The organism is Acinetobacter sp. AG3 (assembly GCF_022343575.1).
GTDB lineage: Bacteria > Pseudomonadota > Gammaproteobacteria > Pseudomonadales > Moraxellaceae > Acinetobacter > Acinetobacter guillouiae.
Genome location: NZ_JAKQZD010000001.1, coordinates 796,714 through 822,356 on the forward strand (window position 1 = coordinate 796,714; position 25,643 = coordinate 822,356).

Consider the following 25,643-nt stretch of genomic DNA (forward strand, 5'->3'; position numbering starts at 1 on the left):
CATTTTATGTGGTTACAAAATTTTAATAAACAATTAACTTCTAAAAAAAAGCAGAATATTTTTTTTTATGTGAGCTTTACTGTGTTTTACTGTTTGAAGTGAGATTTCCGACAAGAAATGTTCATTGATAAAGTGAGTTAATATATGTTAAAAAAACATGATTAATTGTAAAAATAAATCTGTACAGCACAATTCATTCCAAGCTTACGGAAAGGGGCATTAAATGGACGATAAATTTCAAAATCTAAAAGTCATGGTGATCGATGATTCTAAAACCATTCGTCGTACTGCTGAAACATTATTACAAAGAGAAGGTTGTGAAGTTGTCACTGCTGTAGACGGTTTTGAAGCCTTATCTAAAATTGCTGAAGCAAATCCAGATATTGTTTTTGTCGATATTATGATGCCTCGTCTGGATGGCTATCAAACCTGCGCTTTGATTAAAAACTCCCAAAATTATCAAAATATTCCAGTCATCATGTTATCCAGTAAAGATGGCTTATTTGATCAAGCAAAAGGTCGTGTTGTCGGTTCAGATGAATATTTAACAAAACCATTTAGTAAAGATGAACTATTAAATGCTATTCGCAATCATGTGACTGCTTAAATGAACGGTTAATTTGGGGGAAATAATGACAAAAATTTTAATAGTTGATGATTCACCAACAGAAATGTTTAGATTTAAAGAAATTCTAGCTAAGCATGGATTTGAAGTGATTGAAGCAACCAATGGTGCAGATGGTATTACACTGGCGCAAGCTGAATTGCCGGATCTTGTGTTAATGGATGTTGTTATGCCTGGTGTAAATGGTTTCCAAGCGACTCGTCAGATCGCACGTGGTGCAGCCACCAAGCATATTCCAATTGTGATTGTAAGTACTAAAGATCAAGAAACCGACCGCGTTTGGGGAAAACGTCAAGGGGCTTGTGACTACTTAACCAAACCGATTGATGAGAATCAGCTGATCAGTACGATTAAGCAACATCTACAAGCAGGATAATGTATGGCAGCAAATGGATTTATCGAATTACTTCGATTGTCTAAGCGAGGAAATAAAAATTACGCTGACAATGAAAATGAAGTAAACCGATGGTCAGGCATTGCATTTGAAATGATGGGGCAATATTTTGTTGCGCCTTTGGGTGAGGTTTCAGAAGTTATTTATCCGCCAAAATACACACCCGTTCCCAATGTTCAGGGATGGGTGAGAGGTTTAGCGAATATTCGCGGACGGTTATTGTCAGTTTCTGATTTGGCTTTTTATTTAACGGGGCAAAGAAGCCAATTTCTACCTACTCAAAAAGTCTTATGTATTAGTCATAATGACCACTATGTTGGTCTGATCGTAGATCAGGTTTTGGGGATTCAACATTTTAATAAAAAAGGCTTTTTTTCTAAAAACAATCAATTAGAAGAAAACCTTCAAACCTATTGTCAGGGATATTTTCAGCAGCATAATCAGGCTTGGAATATATTCTTGTTTAGTCGTTTGTTAAATGATCCTCAATACATGAATGCATCAGAAAAATTTATAAACTAGCTTTGACGCCTAATGAGAGTTAAGCGAATCGGGAGAAGCTGAATGGGCTTTAAACTAAAGAAGAAAAATACAGGGGATACTGCTCAAAAAAGTAGTTCAGGCGTATTAACCAAAACCAAATCAAAAATTGATGAATTTGCTAAGTTGTTTGGGGAAAGCGACAAATCAAAGCCATTTATTCAAATGGCAATTGCCAGCATCATCGTTGCGATTATTTTGCTTTTGGTTCTATTCTATACAGTTCCTCGAAATAACGACTTAACTCGTAGCTTGGGTGAATTAAAACTTTTATCACAGACCTTATCACGTCAAGCAACTGAAGCCACCGCATCGGGTTCGAAAGACTCAATTGATGCTTTAGTTGCATCGCAAAAGAAATTTAAAGAAAACTTAGATGTCGTCAAAGATATTCATGCGTCTTCAAAACAAGTGGAAGGCGTTGAAAAAACTTGGAAACAAGTTTCTGCTGATATCGACATGATTGCGACACACCAAAAAATCATTAACCAATTATATGACACCAACATTGCTGTTGCGGATGTGATCCCGGGCATGCAGGCGGAATATAACGCAATGGTTGATCAAATGGCACGTGACAACATGTCAAGTACTCAGGTTGTTATCGCGAAAAACCAAGTATTCCTTGCAGAACGTATTTTACGTTCTATTGGTTCAGTATTAAGTGGTTCGGATAATACCCGTGCTTCAGCAGACGACTTTAATGCGGATACTGAAACATTTGGTACGTATTTAAATGCGCAACTCAATGGGAGTGCCGATTTAGGTGTAACACGTATTGATAAACCTGAACTACGTGAGTCTTTAGAAAGTATTAAAGCGGATTACAATGAAATTGTGCAATTGGCATCAACTTCTGTACTAAAGAACTCTGATCAGATTTTTAAAGTACGTCAGGCATCGTCAGACATCTTTGCGCAATCGGATAATTTATTAAAAGGTTTGGATCGACTTTCGGTAAATACTGGTGTGGGTACGATTTTACCTGCATTGATTTTACTTCTTGCGCTCGGCGCATTCTTATTTGCTGTATTTAAACTTCTTGGTTTACGTAGTGAGTCAGATAAAGTTCGTGTAACACGTTTACAAGACGAGTATGACCGTAACCAGAATGCGATTTTACGTTTACTTGATGAAATTGCTGATTTGGCAGATGGTGATTTAAGTTCGTATGCAACGGTATCGGAAGACTTCACTGGTGCAATTGCCGATTCGATTAACTTTGCGATTGACCAATTACGTGACCTAGTATCTCGAATTAATGACACTTCTCAAGAAGTTGCACAATATACGCAGAATACCCAACAGATTACTAACCAGTTGGCTGAAGCTTCTGAGCATCAGGCGCAAGAGATTGCAGGGGCATCAACAGCGATTAATGAAATTGCACAGTCGATTGACCACGTATCTGCAAATGCTGCTGAATCAGCAGAGGTAGCACAGCGTTCCGTACAAATTGCATCAAATGGTGCAGATGTAGTAAACCGTTCAATCGAAGGTATGGATACAATTCGTGAGCAGATTCAAGAAACTTCTAAGCGTATTAAACGTTTGGGTGAATCTTCTCAAGAGATTGGTAACATCGTATCGCTGATTAATGATATTGCCGACCAAACCAACATCTTGGCATTAAATGCAGCAATTCAGGCATCTATGGCAGGTGAAGCGGGTCGTGGTTTCGCCGTGGTTGCGGACGAGGTACAGCGTCTTGCTGAACGTTCAGCATCTGCAACCAAACAGATTGAAACACTGGTTAAAACCATTCAGACCGATACCAACGAAGCCGTAATTTCAATGGAACAAACCACCTCGGAAGTTGTGCGTGGTGCGAATCTTGCAAAAGATGCGGGTGTTGCCTTGGGTGAGATTCAAACAGTATCAAGTAACTTGGCTGGTTTGATTGAAAGTATTTCTGAGTCGGCGAAATTGCAGTCTGCTTCAGCAGGTCATATTGCAAATACGATGAATGTCGTACAAGAAATTACTTCACAAACCACTGGTGCAACATTTGATACAGCCCGTTCGGTTTCTGAATTGGCAAGTATGGCGGATTCATTACGTCAATCAGTTTCAGACTTTAAACTGCCTGACTAAAACGATTGATACTTTATATATGTGCAATATCGACTGTAACAAGTGGCTATTGCACAGAATGGAACGCCTTCTAAAGCCATTCAGCTTGACTGTATTTTGAAAGGTTTTAGTCCCAAAGACGGGAACTAACATAGAAGCCTGAGCTATGAAAGAAATATTAAAACATTTAGTGGAACACGTTACTTTACCTGAAGATGCGTATCTTGGTCAGGATGAGGAAATTTTAGAAATTTTTGTAGAAGAACTTGAAGAAATTTTTGAACAGCTACAAACCTCTCTTGATCGATGGCAACTCGAAGAGTTTAAAGATACCGAATTGGTCAATATTCGCCGTTATTTTCATACGCTTAAGGGGTCTGGGCGTATGGTGGGGGCTAAACGTTCTGGTGAACTTGCTTGGACTGTTGAAGATACATTAAATCGTATTATTACGAAAAATCTGGAACTTACTTCCGAGATTCAACACTATGTAAGTGCAGTATTTAATATTTATAAGTTCAAACTCTATTCAGAGTTTTTAAATCGAAAACCGCATCATTTAGATTTAGCACCTTTGGTGTATTTGGGGCAACAGCTACAACAGAAACAAAGCTTAGAACCTGCTTTAGACGAGTTATTGGCATTATCAAATACACTGGATAATGAAAATGTCATTACTGGTTTGGAGATTGGTGAAGATACTGCAACAGCAGCAGGAACCTCTGTGACCACTCCGCATGTGGTTGATCTCGTTGCTGATGGCTCTACAGATACGACTGAAGAAGAAGTGGTAGTTGAATCGACTGTTGCAGATGATAGTTTAACCTCTGAAACCTTGGAAATCTTTGTTGAAGAGTCAGAGGAGCATCTGGCGGCAATTAAAGAATTTTTGCACTTAGAAGAACATACGCCTGATCAATATAATCGCTTGATTCGTGCCTTGCATACTTTGCGTGGCAGTTCTTCAATGGCGCATGTCAATGAGGTCTTTGAAGCAAGTGGTAAGGTCGAGCATTTATTTAAAGTATTGGTTCAAGAAGATACCGAGTCCTCAAAAAATGAAAATGCGCTACTGACTTACTATGCTGAATTTGTCAGTGATTATCTCTATGTTTTAAAGCTGAAAGGTAATCAAGCTGTTGAGCTACAAACCATTTATCAAAAATTTAATGATGCTTGGGAACGCTACGATTTCCAACACCAATATCAACATTCGCAAACGGGTTTAGTCACACAATTGGTTGATCTTGAGATCGATCTATTGCTTGATGCCGAGTTTGAGTTTGATAAGCGTGCCCAAGTTGAATATCCAGCATATTTCCAACAACTGGCTCAACAAGCGCAGATGTTGATAGATCATACCAATAATCGTGCTGCACAAGGCATTCATGATTTTAGTCTTGCTTTAAAAGATGGTTATGAACAAGTTATTCGCAAGCCAGATTTATTAAATACTGATTATGCTTTTGAAATGTTTTCTAATGCCCATCAGGAATTTATTCATTTATTCGATACTTTGGCCTCAGGACAAAGAGTCAGCCTTAATGAATCAACACAAGCGATTTTGGCTGAGTTACATGACTATTTACACCAAGAAATAGACACTGGTGTTGCTGGTCAAATTGTTGAAACAAGGACTGCGCTAGACACTGAACAGCAGCCAGATACACTCTCAATTGCAGCGAACCCTGTTGAATCAGTAGGGAACTATGTACTGACGCAAATTAATCTGGATAAACAGAATATTGACTCAGAACATAGTCAACGTGAATTTGATGCTGATGTTCTCGACATTTTTATTGAAGAAGCCGACGAATTGTTGGTTGGAATGGACCATGACTTAAATACTTGGTCAAGCCATCCTGATGACACAACCGCGTTAAACAATTTGATGCGTTATTTGCATACCTTAAAAGGTGGTGCAAATATGGTGCAAGCCACCCATATTGGTTTGATTGCGCATGAGTTGGAAACCATTTATGAACGCGTGATTAAAGGTCAACTCAAAGCAGAACCACACATTATTCAAGCGATTCGTTTAATTCAAGATGATGTGGCAGATCGTATTCAATTGATCCGTGAAAAATCAATTGATTATCCAGCTACTCATATTCTCAGTGTTTTACACAATATTGATCAGCAAGGTCCGATTGAAGCTGTTCAAGCATCAACTGCGGTTGAGCCACAATTTAGTCATGATGCAGTAGATTTGCATGAACTTGAATATGTTGTAGATGATATCGTTTTAGCGATTGATCAAACTCCAGAACTGCTTGAAACTGAACCGTTGGATCAAGATCAACGACCTGCAATTGATGATGCTCAATTATTTATAGATGCAAATCAAGATACAGGTTTAGATCCTGTTGAAGTTGTTGCTCGAGAAACCTTTATTGAAGAAGCACGAGAGCTGATTGATGATGGTTTGAGCATTTTATCTCAATGGTTTGATCAGCGTAGCAACCGTAGTTTCCTACTCCAATTACAACGTATTGCACACAGCTTAAAAGGCGGTGCAAAAATGGTGAAATTGGAAGAAGTGGCTGATATTGCATATGAATTAGAAAATGCATTTGAGCAATTTGGTTTACATAATTTTAACTCGAATGTTTATGATGGTTTATTGGAAAAAACCTTTCACTGGCTAGATGCTGCAATCTTTAAACATCACTATGATAATTTTGAAGGCTTAAAATCGAGCTTACATAGTATTGAATATGTTGATGTATCCGCACAGCTTCCAGAAAAACTATCTCGAACAAATTTAATCTTTGAGCAATCAATCAGTGAGTTTGTTCAGGGGGATGGTACAGAGCCACCGTCAATGTTGGGTGAATGGGATCTTTCACAAAAAACTGAATCCAACAATGAGATGATTCGTATCTCTGCCGATTTGGTTGAAAAAATGATCGACCTTTCTGGTGAAAACGCGATCAACCGTTCACGTATTGAGATGGATTTGGGGCAGTTAGGGAATACTTTGACTGATATGGAGTTGGCTATTCAACGTTTGGCGGATCAGCTACGCCGTATGGAAGGCGAGTTAGAAAGCCAAATCATTGCAAAACATGGCGATTTAAGCGCTCGTTATGCTGATTTTGACCCTTTAGAAATGGACCAATATTCATCTCTAAACCAGTTATCAAAATCGTTGGCTGAATCTGCATCTGACTTGGTTGATTTTAAAACCACGTTGGCTGAAAAGATTCGTGATACTGAAGGTTTATTGCTTCAGCAATCTCGTATTCAAGCTGAAATTCAGGAAAGCTTGATGCGTACTCGTCTGGTACCATTCTCAAGACTGTTGCCTCGATTACAGCGCTTGGTTCGCCAGACCTCTTCAACCGTGAATAAACCCACTGAGCTTTTAGTCAATAATACTGAAGGAGAGTTGGATCGTAATATTCTGGAAAAATTAGTTTCACCGTTAGAGCATATGTTGCGGAATGCGATTGACCACGGGATTGAAGATGCGGAACAGCGTCAGAAGTCGGGCAAAGCGTTGACTGGTCGAATTGATTTGAATATTAGTCGTCAAGGTACGGATGTACTTGTCTCGTTTAAAGATGATGGTAAAGGAATTGATCCAAAAGTTATTCGTGATAAAGCAATCGAAAAAGGTTTAATCAAAACGGATCAACAGTTAGAACCTGAGGAAATCCTACAGTTTATTTTCCATCCCGGTTTTAGTACAGCACAGCAAGTGACACAAATCTCTGGGCGTGGTGTTGGCTTGGATGTTGTGCAAAGTGAAATTAAATCACTTGGTGGTCAAGTGAGTGTCAGTTCTGAGTTGGGGCATGGTTCGACCTTTACGATTACCGTACCTACAACAGTTGCGGTCAGCGATGCCTTGATGGTGAAAGTGGGTGATCAGCAATTTGCAGTTCCATTATCGCAAATTGATCGTATTGTTCGAATTTCCCCAGCCGCTTTGGAAGAATATTTTGAAACTCAAAATGACTATTTTGATATCGATTTCCAAAGCTATAAGCTACGTTATTTGGGGGAGTTTACCTCGAATCAAGTCACTCCACGGTTACATGGGCTTGCACATTCATTACCAGTGTTGTTGATCAAGGGAAGCTTGGGGCAATCGATTGCCATTCTGGTTGATCAGTTAATTGGTTCGCGTTCACAAATTGTGGTTAAACCGATTGGTAAGCAGTTTGCTACCATCAATGCAATTGCGGGTGCAACTATTCTGGGTGATGGTCAGGTGTGTTTGATTCTGGATGGGCAAAATATTGCACGACAAGTTCAAGCATCTACCCGTGGTAGTGCAGAACATCTTCAACATGATAAACAACGTCATCGTGATCAACGCCGTTTGATTATGATTGTGGATGACTCAGTTACCGTTCGTAAGGTCACTTCACGTTTGCTTGAACGCCAAGGTTTTGATGTAATTACTGCGAAAGATGGTGTGGATGCGATTGAGCAACTTGAAAATGTCAAACCAGACTTGATGTTGCTGGATATTGAAATGCCACGAATGGATGGTTTTGAAGTCACCAACTTGGTTCGCCATCACGAAATTCACCGCGATTTGCCAATCATCATGATTACGTCACGAACAGGTGAAAAACATCGTGAACGGGCATTTAGCTTAGGTGTGACAAATTATATGGGTAAACCATTCCAAGAAGCTGATTTATTGGAAAATATTGAAGCTTTGTTGACGGTTAAATAGGAACGCTCATGACAAAGAATATTGAAAAATCTGCAATTGATAAAATTAGCACACGGGAATTACAGCATTTAATTACGGTGTCTACTGGGTTTATTGATGCATATATTATTGATTGTTATGATAAAGCGCCAATGTTATTACCCCAAAATGTGGTGCTTTCTGCTCAGAATAGTCCAACCTATGTCAATGTCGTGGAATGGCATGAAAAGAAGTTGCCGACATTTAGTGTCAGTGATCCTAAAAAGACCTTGGGTGTCGCACTGATCATTGAAGGGGAAGATGCAGATGAGCGTTTTGCCTTGATGTGCAATGAAATGCCAAGTTCGATACGGCTACGGATTTCAGAGGTGGTTGACGCAGAGGATAGCATCAAAGATAAGACGATTTTACAATATGTGAAAATTGGCGATAAGACTTATCATGTGCCGGATTTGGATCAAATCCAGTTACAGATTGGGATAAAGAAGACTTGATCTGTAATGCTTTCAAAGCTTATCTGTAAAAAAGGACGCATTTGCGTCCTTTTTTACTCAGTTACTCAGTGAGAATCGCTCAACTTAAGCGAGTAATTCGACTAAGATTTGTTCGTAAATTTCAGCCAAAGGCTCTAATTCAGCAATATTCACATGCTCATTAATTTGATGAATCGTCGCGTTTAAAACACCTAATTCAAGCACTTGAGCGCCTGTCGGTGCAATAAAACGACCATCAGAAGTTCCACCACTGGTTGAAAGCTCTGTCTCTGTTCCTGTCACATTTTTAATTGCAGTTCGTGCAGCATTAACCAATTCACCGACTGGGGTTAAGAAGGGCAAACCTGATAAGGTCCACTCAATATCATAATCAACATGATGACGATCTAAAATCTCAAGAACACGTAATTTGAGTTGATCTGCTGTCACTTCAGTTGAGTAACGGAAGTTAAAGGTAACGGTCATCGTGCCTGGTACAACATTGGTTGCGCCTGTACCTGCTTGAATATTGGAAACTTGGAATGAAGTCGCAGGGAAGTATTCATTGCCATTGTCCCATACCGTATCACAGAGTTCAGCTAAGGCTTTTGACGCGGTATGAATGGGGTTGATGGCTAAATGTGGGTAGGCAACATGGCCTTGTTTCCCTTTTACTGTTAACACTGCATTTAATGAACCACGACGTCCATTTTTTACGATATCGCCCAGCGTATCTGTACTTGAAGGCTCACCGACAAGGCACCATGTCATTTTTTCATTACGTGCTTCTAAGGTTTCGACAACTTTAACCGTACCATTGATAGAAGGGCCTTCTTCATCAGATGTGATTAAAAAAGCAATAGAACCTTTATGGTTGGGATGATTCTTTACAAAACGTTCAGATGCAACCACCATTGCAGCCAATGCTGTTTTCATATCAGCACTGCCACGACCATAGAGTTTGCCATCACGAATTTCAGGAAGGAATGGATCAGACTCCCATGCATCAAGATGACCTGTAGGCACAACATCGGTATGACCTGCAAAACAGAAAACTGGAGATGCCGTTCCGCGTCTTGCCCAAAGATTATCAACATCCTCAAAACGCATATTTTCAATATTAAAGCCAATAGCAGACAGACGATCTGCCATGATGGTTTGGCAGGTATGGTCTATAGGTGTCACAGAAGGCTGGCGAAGAAGTTGTAAACTCAGTTCTAAGGTATCCGAATGATTCATGGACATTGATCAAGTAAGTAAATTGAACAATATAATAGAGGAAGATAAAACCGAATGAAAACCTTAAAGCTTGAGAAAGGATAAAACTATTTAAATTGGCATTAAAAAAGCCTTATCTATTGAGATAAGGCTTATGTTGTAGAATGAAGTTGATACTTACAATTTATTTTCAACTTTTTCTGCAGAATTCGTAACAGCATCCCCCGCTTTAGATACATCCTTACCAACACCTTTAAATGTGTTGCAACCAGCTAAAACAAAAGCGAATAACATTGAAACTGCTAAAATTTTTTTCATTACTATCTCCGTGTTTCACGCGTTAATTAGAATTTTAGTATACGAGTATCGGGTTAATATATCGTTATGTTTTTATGAGTGGATTGGTTAATCCATGTATAAGAAACGTGAATAATTAAGCATTTATGTCAAAGAAAAGCGCCAGAGGAGCTTGGCGGTACATATAAAATTGCAGGCTATTTTTATCATGATATAAACCATTACACCAAAATTGGGCAGCAGCTGAGCTTTGTCTTAGATATGGGCAAATCCATTCATGCCGTTGTAGACGGTAAAAATCTTTTGCAATGTGATGTCCCCATTGACCCAATCGACGTTGCGTGTTGATCCAAGAGGGCGGTGCAACATCGTCTTTATTGTCAGGCAGATAAAGCTGTCCTTTCATCACAGCCAGTTTCTTTTCAATTTTAAGATCTAAAGCCTGGGTAAATTGAAATTGTTTTTCTGAGAAATGATTTAGTTTTCGTAAAAGGGTGTCGCTACGATTTAGACCATACCAATGCTTTAAGTGTAAGTTTGATTCGCCTAAATAGTACTTTAAAGCAACTTCCCAATGCTCGATCTGTTTTGTGGCCTGATTACGAACAAGGAAATCAATTTCGCCTAATGTATTCTTTGCTTCAATGATTTGGATACTATGCTGAATCAGTTGATAGTGTTGATTGGCTTGATCTTGTAACCAGAACCAAAATAAATATTCAAAACGTAAACCTAAACGTGTGCTTTTAAGCTGTTGTACAAATTCAATGAGTGGGGTGGGGTCGTGATCGAGTTGATCTAAGCGTGTTTGAAAATCTATATATTGTTGTTGCCAAAACGCCGTGTCGTGTAGTTCAAAACGATTTTTAATTTCTAATTCATCAGGCAGATGCTGAATAATATTGGGACTGGCAATGCAAAAAGCCAATTGACGAACAATCGGGTGTTTGTACTTTAACCAAGGCTCAAAGTAGTCTGTCATTGTATGCTGTCCTAAGCTGAGGACTCACTCAGTTTATTTTTAAAGAAAAGGTCTTTAGTGTGTTGAGATTCAAGCAAATAAGTGGATATACATGCAAGCTCAATTTGGCAGTATTGGAAATGATGAACACCGTGATTTTAAAATACAATGATTTCAATTGATTTAAAATATACTGGCAAAATCATTTGGGCGGTATACTAGTCGAATGGGCAGATTGAGTTAATCTATGAAAGTTTTGTTTTGGCGAACATTGGTGATTGTTTTTATTGTACTCGGGTTTATTGGGGCAATATTACCGGGAATGCCAACGACAGTTTTCCTCATCTTGGCTGCTTGGGCGGCATCAAAAGGTTGGCCACAGGTTGATGCTTGGTTACTCAATCATCCAAAATATGGTGCAACGCTTCGTGCTTGGCGTGAAAATGGGACTGTGCCACGTAAAGCAAAGTGGATCGCCAGTATTATGATGTTGATCAGTGGGGTGATTATGTTATTCACCAATGCGCCACTGGCTGTGAAAATTTTTACCGATGTGACCATGTTAATTGTGGCTATCTGGCTTTGGTTGCGCCCTGAACCAAAACCTATTGTAAAAGATCTGAATCAAATGGATAAATCCGAATAGCCTTCATTCGATGTTTTTGATCATTAAACGCGGAATATTTTATTAAGTTTATAGCAAATAGATAATAGTGTTAAAATATTGATTAAATGATCTACTCAATTTAATTAAAATATGGGTTTGAATATTTTATAAATAGATAAATAATAAACAAAAAACACCAATTTAAACTAAAATGATCTATTTTTTAATCACTCAAACCTAAAATAGGTAAAACATCGAGAAAAGCGTTTGACACTCAGTAAAGATTCTCTATAATGCACCTCACAAACGATGAAGTCGTTAGGGCGCTTAGCTCAGTTGGTAGAGCGTCTGCCTTACAAGCAGAATGTCGGCGGTTCGATCCCGTCAGCGCCCACCAAGCTTTAACGTTGAATTTTTAGTGCAGCGGTAGTTCAGTTGGTTAGAATATCGGCCTGTCACGCCGAGGGTCGCGGGTTCGAGTCCCGTCCGCTGCGCCACTTAAATTCAATCATCGTGTGTATAGCAATTCATTTGTTAAAGTGCAGCGGTAGTTCAGTTGGTTAGAATATCGGCCTGTCACGCCGAGGGTCGCGGGTTCGAGTCCCGTCCGCTGCGCCACTTTAGAATGATTTTGCAGTGACATGTAATACTGAATTAGAGTCTAAATAGTTTTTTATTTATTCTAGTTTAGGGCGCTTAGCTCAGTTGGTAGAGCGTCTGCCTTACAAGCAGAATGTCGGCGGTTCGATCCCGTCAGCGCCCACCATATACAATGCAGCGGTAGTTCAGTTGGTTAGAATATCGGCCTGTCACGCCGAGGGTCGCGGGTTCGAGTCCCGTCCGCTGCGCCATTTATCTTATTTCCTGAGATCAAGATATTTGGATGTATAAGAATTTGAAAGGGAATATTGTTTTCTTTTATGTTCTGATAAAGTAATATTGTGATGATCCTCACTCAGGGCGCTTAGCTCAGTTGGTAGAGCGTCTGCCTTACAAGCAGAATGTCGGCGGTTCGATCCCGTCAGCGCCCACCATATACAACGCAGCGGTAGTTCAGTTGGTTAGAATATCGGCCTGTCACGCCGAGGGTCGCGGGTTCGAGTCCCGTCCGCTGCGCCATTTATCTTTTTTCCTGAGATCAAGATATTTGGAATGGTAAGAATTTGAAGTTTTTGATTTTTAAAGATCAAACATTATAGACTTCATATCGCTTACTCCCCATCTTTAGGATAGAACTTAAGATTAAATCATCGATTTTCTTATAGGTTCAAACAGAGTAAACAACTTTGTTTATCCACACTCAGGGCGCTTAGCTCAGTTGGTAGAGCGTCTGCCTTACAAGCAGAATGTCGGCGGTTCGATCCCGTCAGCGCCCACCACATTTTCCAATCTAGTTATTTGTTTAGAACTTCTGTATAATATATAAGCATAAGTATTTTAAAAATAAATTTTCTATGCGAAATCCATATCAACGTAAAGCAGCGTCTTCAACTCAAAAAAACTCAGTCCAAACCCTAGACCAATACAAACATTTTGTCGAAATGGTTGTTTCACAAACCAAGGTTTTTGTTCTTTATGATGATGGCTGGGCTTTGTGCGCATCTCCGACAGGGCAACAGTCTTTAGCTGTTTGGCAAAGTAAAAATTTGGCACAACTTCTGATTAAAGATAACTGGAGCCGTTACGAAGTACAAGAAGTTGAACTCATTGTTTTTATTGAACAGATGATTCCTTTTATCAAACAAAATAATACCGCAATTTCTATAAATTTAACCCCTGAAGGGCGAAATATTTTAGTTTCGACAAATAAATTTTTACTCGATATCAAAAATTATTTATATCAGATGTATACGACTCAACCTGAGTTATTTCAAAACAATAAACGCTTACCGTTACCACGTAAAATTCGCTTACATCAGTAACGTTGTACAAACAATGATATGGCGTCCTGCGTCTTAATATTCACCGAGCACCCAACCGCTGATATAGGCAAAATACTCTCTTAACCATGCGTTATAGCGTGTCGTGAGTGGAGTTTCAGCACCTACAGTAATGAAGTTATGATAGCCTTGCTTTCTGGCGATTGCTGCGGCACGTAAGGTGTGAAAATCACTGGTCACAATCGCAATTTTAGAGTCTAAAGTTAAACCATGCGCTTTTAAAATCGCTTGGCTATTTTTTAGATTTAAGTCAGTACTGGTACTTTTATTTTCTTGTAGGATTCTACTGGCTTGGATTTGCATATGCTCTTGTAAATATTGCGACATAATTTCTGCTTCAGGTTTTTCTTCACCAAAATCTAAACCACCACTGACAATGATCAAAGCTTGTGATTGTTGTTTCGCAATTTCACCGGCTTGATCTAAACGTTTTGCCAGGGTCGGTGAGGCTTTTCCTTGGGTAATGCCACTGCCTAACACAATAATGGCTTGTAGATTATTTTCTGCTGTATTTTGTTGGGATTTTAAGTGGATATAACCAAAGAAGCCGATTAAGCTGACTGACCAAAGTGTAAATAGAACCCATCCTAAGCGCCAGATTTTCTTTAACTTTAAGTGTTGGGCCAAATACTGCTGAATGTGTTGGCTCCATAGCGCTGTAGTGATAAAGACTAAGCCAATCAGCAAAGGGAGTATTGTTCCTAAGTGGATTTTTTTATATAAAATTAAAATAAATCCATCGAGGAATAAGACAAATCCCAGCAAAAAAAAGACAATGCGGAAGAGTTTATTGTTATACATGGGTGAAAACAAATCATTAAAAATTAGTCTAATTCTAAACGAAATCTGTGCATTTATTATATATGAATCAAAAAAAACCGAGCAATTGAGCTCGGTTTTGGTGGGTAAATTTATTCAATAGACCCTAATAAACATCACGACGATAACGACCATCTAAACGTAATTGTTCAACGGTGTCTTCTCCAAGGATATCAATTAAAGCGAGATCAACATCAGTTGCCATACCATTGATACTGCCACAGACATAGATCACCGCATCATTGGCCACCCATTTTATCAGCTCTTCGGCATGATCACGCAGTTTATGATGTACATAAATTTTTTCAGCTTGATCACGAGAGAAAGCTAAATCAATACGTTTTAGCATTGCTGTATTTTGCCAAGCTTGAATTGTATCTTTAAAGAAATAATCGTTTGCTTGTTGGCGTTCACCAAAAATCAACCAGTTTTCAGTATAGTCCATACGAACACGGGCATGAATCAAACTCATTAATCCCGCAATCCCGGTACCATTTCCGATACAGATAATCGGGCGGTTATCGGTAATTAAATGGAAAGATTCATTATTACGAATTCTTAACGCAATTTTATCACGCAATTGCACATGTTCTGTCAGCCAACCAGAACCGAGACCAAGCTCACCTTGAGGATTTTGTTGCTGACGAACCACCAAACGCAACACTTGCTGACTTGGAATACTGGCAATCGAATACTCACGAGTTGGTAGCGTAGGGAGTTGCTCGAGTAAGTGTTCCATATTGACAAAAGGTTCAATAGCAACAGTTAAATCGCGATTCCAAAGCGCTTCTTGAATGCTTTGTTCGAGTGAATCCACTTTTGTCTCTGCATGAACTTGATATTTATCCAAGAACAATTGAATACGTTCTGGACTATTTCCCGTTTGAATTTCAGCAATATCACCTGCTTGCCATGCTGTATCATAACTGGCTTGTAATTCAAGATTAAATGCGGGTGCGCCTAAGCTGTTTGGATTGAGTAATTCTCGTTTTGTTAGACGCCATTGATCAAAAACTTTATCAATAGACATTGTTTGTAGATCGAGTTTTGTGGCTTTTGCTAAAGCGTCATTCCAATGTTGGATATCTGCATTATTGCCATTGTTGACTTCAAGTGTAGCAAACAATTGTTGCGCACCAGAATGTTTTAACCATGCATCTATGCGATACCCAAAGCTACAATAAGTCTCAAGATAGTCTTGTGAACCCAATGCTAAAACCGCATATTTTAAATGCGAAAGATCCAATGATGTAGCCATGAGCTTTTTCTCAAAGTGCGAGGCTAAGTCAGGTGCTTCACCTGTACCATAGGTACTTGCAATCAAGAGAATCTGTTTGGCTTGCTTGAGATCATCTTCAGAGAGTTGTTGTACAGCTTTTACTGTTGTTGGCTGATGGGCTTCTTGCAGACTGGTTGAGGTGCGCCATGCCAATTGCTCAGACATTCCTGTTTGAGAGGCATAAGCAATTAACCAAGGTGTTGCGTTTGGATCAATTTGAATTGCTGAACCCGCTTGTTTTGCAGCAAGCGTAAGTCGCTTTTGCTTACGACGTTTTAAATATAACATCCATCCAGTAACAAAAAATAATGGCATTGCCAATGCTGCAAGCATTGCGATGAATTGAAAAACTGGGCCAAAGAAACTACCACGGTGCACAGGGAGCATACTTCCCATGATTTTTTCATTGAGTGGTTTGCTTTCGTATAAGTCTAATTTTTCAATTTGTGCAGTTTGATAGTTATAGGTTGCTTTATTTCGTGCACGCTCATGTTGTGGAATAGCATCAACAAAGGTGAGTTCAACTTTACCATCTGGCTTTTTAGGAATCGAAACAGTCAGGGTCGAATATTCACGTTTAATTTGAGCATTAAACCCATTCCATGTTTGAGTAAGTATATGTTGAATTTGTTCTGGTTTTAAACCTTCTTTATTCTCATGCTTATTTTCACGGTCTGGTTGTTGATGACCTGCCGTTGGATTTTGCTTTTCGCCATGTTGTTGTTGTTGATGATTGCCAGAAGCCCCTTGACGTCCTTGACCTTCTCCACCGCGTGCCGCTTGCATTTCAGGCTGAGGTCGTTCAACCCCCATTACTTTAAACATACCATTACGCCACCAGTCATACGACCAATACAGTCCTGTACATGCTAAAAGTAAATAAAAGATCACTACCCATGTTCCGACAACAGCATGTAGATCCCAAAGGAAATTACGACCTTTGAGTTTAGGCTTAATGGCAAACCATTGTTTAAAAGAATGCTTTTTCGGCCAGCGTAAATAGAGCCCACTGAGTACAAAGAAAATTAACATCAAGGTACTGGCACCAGTAATTTGTTTACCGACTTCACCCACAGTTAAGTTACGATGTAATTGCTGTATAAATTGAAAAAAATCTTTGCCTTTCACTTCAGGAAGAACTTCGGCCGTGTAAGGGTTTACCATCATGGTATAACCTCTACGTGCGCCTTCTTTGACAATATTAATGTTTGAAGCTTCTTCAGCAGCTTTCGCAATAGTAATACTGTTGATCTTCATTTCAGGGTTTTGGGTTTGGAAATGTTGATAAATTTCAGCAGGCGTGAGTTTTGCCTGATTTTCAACTTTTACCGTGTAGCTATCTGGGTTTAACCATCTTTGAATAGGTTGTTCATAAGAATAGATTGCACCAGTCACTCCCATAATTGAGAGAATTAAACCAGCTGTAATCCCTAGAAACCAGTGAATTTGAAAAAAAGTCTTTTTAAACATGGCAATGCAAAGGGCAGAATATTTTTGATAGCAAATTATAGCTGAATAAATCGGAGAGATAATGAATTTTGCAGATAATATTTATTCTCATTATCATTTTTATTAAAATAGCGAAGTACAAAAAAACCTCCAAAAATGGAGGCCTTTTAAAATTTTAAATTAAAGTGTCTTGGGTTCACCAACAACTTCTTTTAAATGTTTACGCAGTGTTTCAAAGGGAAAATTCTTGCTATCCATACGTTTAGGTAGAATATATGCGCCTTGTTGGCCTTTCACTTTAAAGTTTACCAGTAAGAATTCAGGGGTGTTGTACCATTCATAAATGTCTTTCCAAGCCACTGTTCCAACACCTTCTTGTACACCCATTTGTTGACGCATCACAATACCGCTTGGCTGTACACCTAATTTTACACCTTTGATTTCCTGAACTGGAAATTCATTCATCTTGCGTTTTACATACCATTCAAGACCGAACTTGCGAACCAAAAGATAGATGGCAACTGCAGCAAGAACCACCCAAAAAATAATGGTTGAATAGTTTTTAATTAAAGCGATGCCAAGTAATGAGAGTATGACTGCTACACCCATGATTGCCCAAGCTTTAATCCCAATTTTATTGGTACTACGCCAAATTGCAAGTTGAGCGCCGCGTTGTTCGGCTTCCGAAACTTCGTACGGAACAGGTTGTAAGGTATAAGCGTAAATATTCTTGGCAGTCATAGTGTCAGTAATGTATGTAAATCTAGTCAGAGTTTAGCACTAAATCTCAAGATTTAGTGCACCTATTGTACCAAATAACGATGCAATTTTGATGCAGATTTATAAAGAAGCCAATTCAGTAGATTGATCATCTCGTTCATGGCTTAAATTCTGTTTCAAGCTACTCAGTTGCTTTAAAATACTGAACATTAATGACAATTGTTGAAGAATAATGAGTGATTTAGAGTCTTCTGACTCGGATTGGCTTAAACGGGTACGAATGGCTTTCAACATATTATGCGCGGTTAAATCAGGCATTTCATCCCGTAATAAAGCCCCAGAGATATCATCTAAAGCTTGATCCAATAGATTAAGCACTTGTTGGTCTTTCACTTGCTCGCGATGTGCACCGAGTGCTGCGATATAGCTAAGAAAGGTATGATTTAAACATAAGAACTCAAAAGCTAAGCTTTTTTGACTTGGGTCAAAATCTGGTTCAGTGGCAAGGGTTGAAATCAGTGAGGCAACATCTGCATCTCGATTATGTGCAGCACGACGAACAATTCGATACTCTAAACTATTATTGCGCCCCTGATGATATTGAGCGACTACATTGGCCAAATAATTGCATTGAGCTTCCAGTGAACGTTGAATGGTGCGGGGTAAACGACGGAACTTCCAGTCAGGGAAAATAAAGCTGACACCGAACCAGGCGAGGGCACAGCCAATCACTGTATCAATCATACGAGGTAGCGCTGCCTCATAGCCAAGCCCATCCAAGTTAAAATTGATCAGCGCCATGATGGTAATAAAGGCAGTGGCTTGGGCATATTGTTTACTGCGTAAATCAAAAAACAATACACCACTAAGTACGAGTAATAAGAGTTGTCCTTCAATAGAGGGCACAAAATACAAAATTGCATAACCTAAAATAATGCCGCCTAAGGTTCCAATAATCCGTAATCTCAAACGTCGTTTGGTCGCATTAAAGTTCGGTTGGCTGACAAACAGCGCGGTTAATAAAATCCAGTAACCGTATTCAATATTGGTGAGTTGCACAAAAACATAGCCAATAAATAAAACAATCGAAACGCGAATTGCATGTCTAAAAAGTACAGACTCAGGGGTTAAATTTTGTTTGATTCGAATGACAATATCATCCCAACCTTTGAGGTCATCATCTTTAAGTTGGTTTTCGAAATTTTTACTTTGATCGTATTTTATATGTCGTTCAGTTTCGAGATTTTGTAATTGGGCATCAATCGACTTTAAGTTTTGATAAAGCGCAAACAGTGAATTGACCCAAATTAAGTCATAATTTTCTTCTTTTTTAAGTTTATCCAACGAGTATCTGAGGTTTTTAAAAGCATGCTCAAAACGGACATTATGCTGGTAGGTGGTGCGGTGTAAGATGCTATCACTCAAATCCTTACAGGCTTTGCCTTGCAGCGCTAAAATGCGTTGAAAACGAAATAACACATCGCTATGTTCAAACATTTTGGCCAGCTTTTGATAATCAATATGTGCTGAATCGGCTCGTTCATGAATATCTTGTGCAACAAAGTAATATTGTAAACTACGACGCGTATCACGTTGTCCTCGGTCACCTTTTAAACGTGTCAACAAGGCAGTACGCATATCATTAAAAATGCTGATGAGCTGTCCATTTTCCATAGACAAACTAATCATACTGTCTTGATAGCTGGTCGGTGTCATATCGACATCAAACAAATTAGATTTGGAAAACAGAAAATTACCTAATGATGAAAAACATTGAGACAATTTGTCTTGAACTTGCCGTACCGGGAACAGTAAAAAACTGATGGTTGAAATAAGCCCATACCAAATTGCACCAATCACCAATAGACTTGGCTGGATATACCATTGATCAAATAAATGCACCCCAAGCATGGAATACACAGAGACCACCAAACAGCCATAAGAAATGGTGGCATAGCGACGTCCCAAAGAACCCAATAAAATCCAACCAATACAAGAAACAATCAAACCTAAGGCAAACAGAATAGGGTATGGAAAGAGCAGGCTCACTGAGGCAGCGGTGATAAAGAATCCGATATAGGTATAGATCAAATTCATGATACGTACAGAGAAGCGATCGTCTATATCACTGAGACCTGCTGCAACCACCCCTAAGGTCAGTGGAATGGTCATTAACTGCTGTCCCAACAGATAAGGTACAAATGCAGTCCCTGTAAAGGCAATGATCATTCTCAAGTTATACATGAAACTTGTGTTGTAGGTTGCTTTTCTGAGTTTTAACAGCCAAGTGTTCAAAGGAAATCCTTGTTAAATCAATAGGGTGTTATGTACTTGGGAAATGCGATTTGGCTTATATGGCTTTTCACTTATCTTTGTGACAAATCATACAATGGACAGTGTAAACTTGTCTGCAACATTCCTTATCAAATTATAAACCATCTATGTCTGAAAAAAACGTGGGTCAGCAGTATTCAACGGGCTGGATTATGCTTTTGGCTTTATTTACCTCTTTGGGTCCCTTATCCATTGATATGTATTTGCCAGCATTGCCACAAATGGCGCAAGACTTTAATGTGACAACCCAGCAGATCGCTAATACCTTGCCGGCGTATTTTTTTGGTCTTGCTGTTGGTCAATTGATTTATGGTCCAATCAGTGACCGTATCGGGCGTAAGAAACCGCTTTATTTTGGTATGACCTTGTTTGCTTTTGCCAGCTTGTTGTGTGTTTTAGCACCTGATCATTGGTCGTTGATTGCCGCACGTGTTTTACAAGCCTTAGGGGGCTGTGTGGGGGTGGTGATGGCACGAGCTGCAATTCGAGACCGTTTAGATGTGCAAGGTTCAGCGCAAGCTTTTTCCAGTATGATGATTGTGATGGGGATTGCCCCGATTCTTGCTCCAACTTTGGGTGCCGCCATTCTACAATTCTTTAGTTGGCAAGGCGTCTTTATCGCCTTGTTTGTGATTGGTCTGTTCTGCTTGTTTTGTGTACACTTTTTATTTAAGGAAACACTCGCACCAGAACGCAGGCTGCATCTCAACTTTAAACAAGTGTTTATTTTATATGCTTGTATTTTTAAAGATCGAAGCTTTCGCTTTCCAATGTTGGCAGGTTGTTTTACTGGCGCAGCACTATTTTGTTATATCAGTTCCGCGGCAGCAGTGTTGATGGATGGTTATCATTTAACTCAGCAACAGTTTGCTATTGCCTTTGGTTTTAATGCTTTTGGTATCATTTTACTGTCTTCTATCAATAAGCGTTTAGCCAACAAACTCTCGGTGATCCTGCGCTTGAAAATTGGTGGTTTGATTCAAGTCACAGGCGCATTAATTATTGTCAGCGCAGGTTTCATGTCTGATGCACCATTGGTGATTGTCATGTTAGGTTTATTTTTCTCTGTTTCAGGGATTGGTTTTACTGGACCGAATGCGATGGCATTGGCGATGTCTGAACAAGGCTCAAGAGCAGGAACTGCAAGTGCAATTATGGGCAGTATGCAATTTGCGTGTGGTCTATTGGGCGGTGTGGTATTGAATTTTCTTGTATGGAATCATTTATTCAATATGGGAATTTTGATGTTGGCTTTTACTGTGGCTGGGTTTATGGCAATTTTAAAAGTGGCTCAACAGTTCAAGATGAAACAAATTTAAGTTTATACCGATACTGAACATGAGATCGTTTTGTTGATTTATAAGACAAAAGTGAGCTTTGTTTTATCGAATCAAAGACGATCTGTATTTTTTATTCAAGTATGAGGAAATTGACAGGTTCTAAGAGATTGTATTGTTAGAATAAGTACGCGATATTCATACATGCGGTCAAAGCAGACATGATAAAAACACAAATACCAGAAAAACAAAAGCCGACGATTCGAGTGATGAGTAAATCGTCGGCCAAAATACTTCGTTATAAAGATTCAGGCTGCTAAGTTGAATCTTAAGAAGCATAAGTTTTTAGTTTCTCTGAGAGAAGGTCTCCAAATCTCTTTGCGGATGCCGTGCAATCAATTTGGTTGCTGCAGACCTTATACTTATATAACGACAACAGTTTCAAATTGGTTGACAAGAAAATGAAAAAAAGTTGAAAAAAAATTATAATATTGTTCTTTATGCAATCTAGGCTGTCGTCATGGTGTCTTTAAACAAATATTTTTTGTGGTTTTTGCTGCTTTGTTTAGTCTTGACCATGGTTGCAGGTGTATTGGCTGCATTATTGCCCAATGAAATTGCTGGCGTGTTAACCGCAATACCTTATTTGATTGCGATGATTATCGTGTTATATCGTTTTCTCAAGCAACAACGCCGTGCGCCTACAGACCAAGAGCGTAAAAAACTGACCCTTGGTTATACTGCAATATTTTGGGGCTATAATTTACTTGGGGTATTTGCGGGTGTTTGGTTTTTTTCTCAGAATGATCCAGACGTGTGGAAAACTTTTGTGATGTATCTGCAAAATACTCAATTTTTGCTCACTGCATTGATCATGTTGCTGATGTTGGCAATCCCTTTATATTTAATTACCTATTGGTTTTATGGAAAGCAAGCACAGCGTATGGCGGCTAAAATGTTTGGTCAATGATCTGTTTAAATTGTTGACTTTACTTTGAGAAATAAAAGTCATTGATGAAATCTGCGTCAATACAAATAAGCAAAAAATAAATTTTATTTTTAAGCTATGGATATGCTGTTAGTGTACGAACATATCCATAAATTCGCGTAATTCTTGAATGGCAATTTCAATGTCTGTGGTTAACCACGTTGGTTCAAAGATCCCTGCATAATGTTCTAAACGATCTTGAGGCACAACAAGTCGTATCGGGCAGTCTTCTTCAAGTAAGCGCCATGGCACGATTGGAACTTCGTTATCCAGAAATGGCACAATATTGCGAATATCAATAATCATCGCATTGATACATTCTGGGAAAGGCATAACGGATAATTCATCTGTACGGCGACGGAAATACTCTAAATCGCCCCATTTTAGAATATAACTAGGCTTATTAAATTCAATAATTCCAATGAGATGGTCATCTCTTGATGTATGTGTGAAGCATTGATGCGTGACATCAGTGTCCAAGTCCAACTCGACACTTTGTCGTTGATAAGCCATATCTACAATAGCCAAAAAATGGGGTACATATTATAGCTCATTTATCTTTCAAGAACTGCTCGAATTAAAATTTACTTTTGCTTAAAATATTTTTACACACAGATCATAAATAGCCTGTTAGTATAAAAATACATCAATTCGATGGAGGTGGACGTCATGAAACACGATTTCAATAAACCATCTTATGTAACAAGTACTGAAGATATAACGCATAAGAATCGCTTACCCATTTATATGCTTATTCTTGTGGGGTTATTTCTTGTTTCCTTGCTTGTTTACATGATCGCCGACTGGGTTTAATCCCATAATCATCTATAAAGATTATATTGATCAGACAAACTCTAGCTGCAAAGCTGGAGTTTTTCATTTTTGCATGCTTTTGTTGTATTTATGCAGTTAAATTTGCTCGTTATATAAGCAATAGATAAAGTAGAAGAGTAATTCATCAAGTATCCAATTCAAATAAAGAATGTTGCTTAAAGTCATTTGAGCACGCTCAGATTGTTATAAATCTATAACTTGAGGAAATAAAAAATGAATGAAATTTTACAAACAAGGGGGAGATTTGATGCCATGTATTATTGGGATCAATTTCACCCGATTCTCGCCGCTGTTGCCATCCTTATTGTGGGATGGATTATTGCACTGATTGTTGCAGCAGGAATTAAAAAAATCCTAGAAAAACTAGGTACAAATACAAAATTGTCTTCAGCAACAGGTCATCGTTCAAATATTGAAAGTATTGTTTCTCGAATTGTTTTTTGGGTGGTGATGGTGATCGCGGTGATTGGTGCATTAAATGTGCTGAATCTTACCAGCGTAAGCAGCCCATTTAGTTTGATGATTCAGCAATTCTTATTGTTTATTCCACAATTACTGGCTGCCGTCGCCATTGGGTTTATTGGCTGGATTGTGGCAAATCTGGTTAAAGTCGGCTTGAAAAAAGCCTTGGATCGGACTCAACTTGATGAGAAATTAAGTGCCGATGTTGGGGTCAGTCCGATCAGTCAGAATATCGCTGATATTGTGTACTGGCTAATTTTATTGCTGTTCTTACCAATTGTATTGTCAATTTTAGGTTTGCAAGGCTTATTGCTTCCAGTGCAGAACATGCTGAATGAGGCAGTCTCTTATATACCAAATATTTTCATTGCGGGTGTCATCGTTTTTGTCGGTTATATCTTGGCAAAAATCCTGCGCGGGATTGTTGAGGGTTTAATCAACAGTCTAAATTTACAAACCCAAATTGAAAAAGTAGGGCTATTTAAAAACTCAAACCAAGGTTTAGCGAAGTTTTTAGGTTCTTTTGTTTTTGCCATTGTCATGATTACTGCGTTAATTGTGGCTTTTGAAGCACTTGGTATACAAGCTATTTCACAACCAGCAACCGCAATGCTGGGTGAAATCATGTATGCAATTCCACATATTATTGCAGCCGGATTAATTTTAATTGTGGCCTATGTGGTGTCTCGTTTTGTGGGGCGTTTGGTTTCAGAAGTTGTTGCTGGAACGGGTGTTGATGAAATTCCTGCAAAATTAGATTTACAACGCTTTTTAGGTGACACGAAAGTTTCTTGTATCATTGGTTATCTGATTGTTTTCTTTACCATGTTATTTGCTGTTTCCGAAGCGGCAAATCGACTGGGCTTTGAACAAGTTAGTCATTTGATTTCAATGTTTATTTACTTTGGTGCCAACATTTTGTTAGGCGCAGTGATTTTGGTGATCGGTTTCTGGTTGGCCAATATCGTGGCGAATGTGGTGCAACGTGGTGAGTACAATAGTTCAAGATGGTTAGGCAACTTGGTTCGTGTTTTGATCATGGGGCTGGTGATTGCAATGGGTTTAAAAGCCATGGGAATTGCCGATTCGATCGTTAATCTTGCTTTTGGCTTAACCTTGGGTTCTGTGGCAGTTGCTTTTGCATTGGCCTTTGGTCTAGGTGGACGTCAACCTGCAGAACGCGTTTTAACGGATTTAATCGATAAAGCCAAGAAAGAGGCAAATCAACCGAATCCATTAAAGCAAGAAAATACTTATTCATCACAGCCAAGTGGTACAGACGCTACGCAAGTAACCGCGGATACCCCTGCGATTGAAAATGAGTACAAGTCACTTACTGATTCATTGAAACAGGACAAAGATGACCCGAATTAACATTTAAATTCTTTTAAAGATCGATCAGGATTGATGCTTGATCGATCTTTTTATTTTTAGGTCAAAAGTGAGAGGGAATAGAGATGTCTAAGAAAAAGCCAAATAATTTCATTGCACCCATTGTGATTGCAGGAATCACTGTGGGTTTTTTAGCAAGTGCTTATAAATTTGTGTTTGCAAAACCGAAAAAGCAACCGTCCGAAATTGTTAAGCAACAACATGAATCTCAAAACAAATCTCAAGAGTGATTGTGTTTACAAAGCATGAATTTTATCGGTTTTTTTATAGAAAATAGATAGACATCAGA

The 25,643-nt window shown here is 38.9% G+C and carries 20 protein-coding genes and 8 tRNA genes; 20 read left to right on the forward strand and 8 right to left on the reverse strand.

What is annotated here, in order from left to right; genetic code table 11:
* Positions 1-223 precede the first annotated feature (223 nt).
* The 6 genes from pilG (at position 224) to L3V46_RS03910 (ending at position 8,798) form a co-directional block, all read left to right on the forward strand.
* Positions 224-607: a twitching motility response regulator PilG gene (pilG, locus tag L3V46_RS03885; RefSeq protein ID WP_004723803.1), complete on the forward strand. Its 384-nt coding sequence runs from the start codon at positions 224-226 to the stop codon at positions 605-607.
* 25 nt (positions 608-632) lie between these two features.
* A complete protein-coding gene (locus L3V46_RS03890; RefSeq protein WP_004723801.1) occupies positions 633-1,001 on the forward strand; it encodes a response regulator in 369 nt (122 codons plus the stop codon).
* Between the two features lie 3 nt (positions 1,002-1,004).
* Entirely contained in the window at positions 1,005-1,541 is a 537-nt protein-coding gene (locus L3V46_RS03895) for a chemotaxis protein CheW (RefSeq protein WP_004723799.1), read from the forward strand.
* Between the two features lie 42 nt (positions 1,542-1,583).
* On the forward strand, positions 1,584-3,653 hold the full coding sequence (locus L3V46_RS03900; RefSeq protein ID WP_004817697.1) for a methyl-accepting chemotaxis protein: 2,070 nt from the start codon (positions 1,584-1,586) through the stop codon (positions 3,651-3,653).
* Positions 3,654-3,798: 145 nt separating this feature from the next.
* Entirely contained in the window at positions 3,799-8,325 is a 4,527-nt protein-coding gene (locus tag L3V46_RS03905; protein WP_239044974.1) for an Hpt domain-containing protein, read from the forward strand.
* Between the two features lie 8 nt (positions 8,326-8,333).
* Positions 8,334-8,798, forward strand: coding sequence for a hypothetical protein (locus L3V46_RS03910; RefSeq protein WP_004723795.1), 465 nt, complete (start codon positions 8,334-8,336; stop codon positions 8,796-8,798).
* 84 nt (positions 8,799-8,882) lie between these two features.
* Here L3V46_RS03910 and dapE read toward each other — a convergent pair whose 3' ends face one another.
* From dapE to L3V46_RS03925, 3 genes are all read right to left on the reverse strand, one after another.
* Entirely contained in the window at positions 8,883-10,016 is a 1,134-nt protein-coding gene (gene dapE, locus L3V46_RS03915; RefSeq protein WP_004723792.1) for a succinyl-diaminopimelate desuccinylase, read from the reverse strand.
* Positions 10,017-10,172: 156 nt separating this feature from the next.
* Positions 10,173-10,313: an entericidin A/B family lipoprotein gene (locus L3V46_RS03920; protein ID WP_004723791.1), complete on the reverse strand. Its 141-nt coding sequence runs from the start codon at positions 10,311-10,313 to the stop codon at positions 10,173-10,175.
* Between the two features lie 115 nt (positions 10,314-10,428).
* On the reverse strand, positions 10,429-11,274 hold the full coding sequence (locus L3V46_RS03925; RefSeq protein ID WP_239044975.1) for a DUF1853 family protein: 846 nt from the start codon (positions 11,272-11,274) through the stop codon (positions 10,429-10,431).
* A gap of 226 nt (positions 11,275-11,500) precedes the next feature.
* Here L3V46_RS03925 and L3V46_RS03930 point away from each other — a divergent pair, with 226 nt between their 5' ends.
* From L3V46_RS03930 to L3V46_RS03975, 10 genes are all read left to right on the forward strand, one after another.
* Positions 11,501-11,899 carry a YbaN family protein gene (locus tag L3V46_RS03930; RefSeq protein WP_239044976.1) on the forward strand — a complete coding sequence of 133 codons (399 nt, stop codon included), beginning with the start codon at positions 11,501-11,503 and terminating at the stop codon, positions 11,897-11,899.
* 282 nt (positions 11,900-12,181) lie between these two features.
* Positions 12,182-12,257 (forward strand) — tRNA-Val (locus L3V46_RS03935).
* Between the two features lie 23 nt (positions 12,258-12,280).
* A tRNA-Asp gene (locus tag L3V46_RS03940) sits at positions 12,281-12,357 on the forward strand.
* Between the two features lie 44 nt (positions 12,358-12,401).
* A tRNA-Asp gene (locus L3V46_RS03945) sits at positions 12,402-12,478 on the forward strand.
* 72 nt (positions 12,479-12,550) lie between these two features.
* Positions 12,551-12,626 (forward strand) — tRNA-Val (locus L3V46_RS03950).
* 8 nt (positions 12,627-12,634) lie between these two features.
* Positions 12,635-12,711 (forward strand) — tRNA-Asp (locus L3V46_RS03955).
* A 107-nt stretch (positions 12,712-12,818) separates the two neighbouring features.
* A tRNA-Val gene (locus tag L3V46_RS03960) sits at positions 12,819-12,894 on the forward strand.
* Positions 12,895-12,902: 8 nt separating this feature from the next.
* A tRNA-Asp gene (locus L3V46_RS03965) sits at positions 12,903-12,979 on the forward strand.
* 184 nt (positions 12,980-13,163) lie between these two features.
* A tRNA-Val gene (locus L3V46_RS03970) sits at positions 13,164-13,239 on the forward strand.
* A gap of 75 nt (positions 13,240-13,314) precedes the next feature.
* Positions 13,315-13,782: a DUF2750 domain-containing protein gene (locus L3V46_RS03975; protein ID WP_239044977.1), complete on the forward strand. Its 468-nt coding sequence runs from the start codon at positions 13,315-13,317 to the stop codon at positions 13,780-13,782.
* Positions 13,783-13,815: 33 nt separating this feature from the next.
* Here the strand turns inward: L3V46_RS03975 and L3V46_RS03980 are convergent, their stop codons facing one another.
* The 4 genes from L3V46_RS03980 to yccS all read right to left on the reverse strand — a co-directional run bounded on the left by L3V46_RS03980 (position 13,816) and on the right by yccS (position 20,362).
* Entirely contained in the window at positions 13,816-14,601 is a 786-nt protein-coding gene (locus L3V46_RS03980) for a YdcF family protein (RefSeq protein ID WP_239044978.1), read from the reverse strand.
* 124 nt (positions 14,602-14,725) lie between these two features.
* Positions 14,726-17,368 (reverse strand): PepSY domain-containing protein, encoded by a 2,643-nt coding sequence (locus L3V46_RS03985; RefSeq protein ID WP_239044979.1) that lies wholly within the window; start codon positions 17,366-17,368, stop codon positions 14,726-14,728.
* A 159-nt stretch (positions 17,369-17,527) separates the two neighbouring features.
* Positions 17,528-18,088, reverse strand: a complete 561-nt coding sequence (locus L3V46_RS03990) for a YcxB family protein (protein WP_004817689.1) — start codon at positions 18,086-18,088, stop codon at positions 17,528-17,530.
* Positions 18,089-18,187: 99 nt separating this feature from the next.
* Positions 18,188-20,362, reverse strand: coding sequence for a YccS family putative transporter (yccS, locus tag L3V46_RS03995; protein WP_081401510.1), 2,175 nt, complete (start codon positions 20,360-20,362; stop codon positions 18,188-18,190).
* Between the two features lie 146 nt (positions 20,363-20,508).
* On the opposite strand from yccS, the gene L3V46_RS04000 reads away from it, so the two are divergent.
* On the forward strand, positions 20,509-21,720 hold the full coding sequence (locus L3V46_RS04000; RefSeq protein WP_004817686.1) for a multidrug effflux MFS transporter: 1,212 nt from the start codon (positions 20,509-20,511) through the stop codon (positions 21,718-21,720).
* A 478-nt stretch (positions 21,721-22,198) separates the two neighbouring features.
* Positions 22,199-22,648 carry an ABZJ_00895 family protein gene (locus tag L3V46_RS04005; protein WP_034613776.1) on the forward strand — a complete coding sequence of 150 codons (450 nt, stop codon included), beginning with the start codon at positions 22,199-22,201 and terminating at the stop codon, positions 22,646-22,648.
* Between the two features lie 108 nt (positions 22,649-22,756).
* On the opposite strand, the gene L3V46_RS04010 is transcribed toward L3V46_RS04005, so the two are convergent.
* A complete protein-coding gene (locus L3V46_RS04010; RefSeq protein WP_004817681.1) occupies positions 22,757-23,179 on the reverse strand; it encodes a hypothetical protein in 423 nt (140 codons plus the stop codon).
* A 534-nt stretch (positions 23,180-23,713) separates the two neighbouring features.
* On the opposite strand from L3V46_RS04010, the gene L3V46_RS04020 reads away from it, so the two are divergent.
* Complete coding sequence (locus L3V46_RS04020; RefSeq protein WP_239044980.1) at positions 23,714-25,336, forward strand: mechanosensitive ion channel; 1,623 nt, start codon at positions 23,714-23,716, stop codon at positions 25,334-25,336.
* A gap of 83 nt (positions 25,337-25,419) precedes the next feature.
* Positions 25,420-25,584 carry a hypothetical protein gene (locus L3V46_RS04025; RefSeq protein ID WP_004723765.1) on the forward strand — a complete coding sequence of 55 codons (165 nt, stop codon included), beginning with the start codon at positions 25,420-25,422 and terminating at the stop codon, positions 25,582-25,584.
* Positions 25,585-25,643: the final 59 nt, after the last annotated feature.

Coding starts and splice junctions, on each gene's coding strand:
- pilG (WP_004723803.1), top strand. CDS start 224: ATGGACGATAAATTTCAAAATCTAAAAGTCATGGTGATCGATGATTCT.
- L3V46_RS03890 (WP_004723801.1), top strand. CDS start 633: ATGACAAAAATTTTAATAGTTGATGATTCACCAACAGAAATGTTTAGA.
- L3V46_RS03895 (WP_004723799.1), top strand. CDS start 1,005: ATGGCAGCAAATGGATTTATCGAATTACTTCGATTGTCTAAGCGAGGA.
- L3V46_RS03900 (WP_004817697.1), top strand. CDS start 1,584: ATGGGCTTTAAACTAAAGAAGAAAAATACAGGGGATACTGCTCAAAAA.
- L3V46_RS03905 (WP_239044974.1), top strand. CDS start 3,799: ATGAAAGAAATATTAAAACATTTAGTGGAACACGTTACTTTACCTGAA.
- L3V46_RS03910 (WP_004723795.1), top strand. CDS start 8,334: ATGACAAAGAATATTGAAAAATCTGCAATTGATAAAATTAGCACACGG.
- dapE (WP_004723792.1), bottom strand. CDS start 10,016: ATGAATCATTCGGATACCTTAGAACTGAGTTTACAACTTCTTCGCCAG.
- L3V46_RS03920 (WP_004723791.1), bottom strand. CDS start 10,313: ATGAAAAAAATTTTAGCAGTTTCAATGTTATTCGCTTTTGTTTTAGCT.
- L3V46_RS03925 (WP_239044975.1), bottom strand. CDS start 11,274: ATGACAGACTACTTTGAGCCTTGGTTAAAGTACAAACACCCGATTGTT.
- L3V46_RS03930 (WP_239044976.1), top strand. CDS start 11,501: ATGAAAGTTTTGTTTTGGCGAACATTGGTGATTGTTTTTATTGTACTC.
- L3V46_RS03975 (WP_239044977.1), top strand. CDS start 13,315: ATGCGAAATCCATATCAACGTAAAGCAGCGTCTTCAACTCAAAAAAAC.
- L3V46_RS03980 (WP_239044978.1), bottom strand. CDS start 14,601: ATGTATAACAATAAACTCTTCCGCATTGTCTTTTTTTTGCTGGGATTT.
- L3V46_RS03985 (WP_239044979.1), bottom strand. CDS start 17,368: ATGTTTAAAAAGACTTTTTTTCAAATTCACTGGTTTCTAGGGATTACA.
- L3V46_RS03990 (WP_004817689.1), bottom strand. CDS start 18,088: ATGACTGCCAAGAATATTTACGCTTATACCTTACAACCTGTTCCGTAC.
- L3V46_RS04000 (WP_004817686.1), top strand. CDS start 20,509: ATGTCTGAAAAAAACGTGGGTCAGCAGTATTCAACGGGCTGGATTATG.
- L3V46_RS04005 (WP_034613776.1), top strand. CDS start 22,199: ATGGTGTCTTTAAACAAATATTTTTTGTGGTTTTTGCTGCTTTGTTTA.
- L3V46_RS04010 (WP_004817681.1), bottom strand. CDS start 23,179: ATGGCTTATCAACGACAAAGTGTCGAGTTGGACTTGGACACTGATGTC.
- L3V46_RS04020 (WP_239044980.1), top strand. CDS start 23,714: ATGAATGAAATTTTACAAACAAGGGGGAGATTTGATGCCATGTATTAT.
- L3V46_RS04025 (WP_004723765.1), top strand. CDS start 25,420: ATGTCTAAGAAAAAGCCAAATAATTTCATTGCACCCATTGTGATTGCA.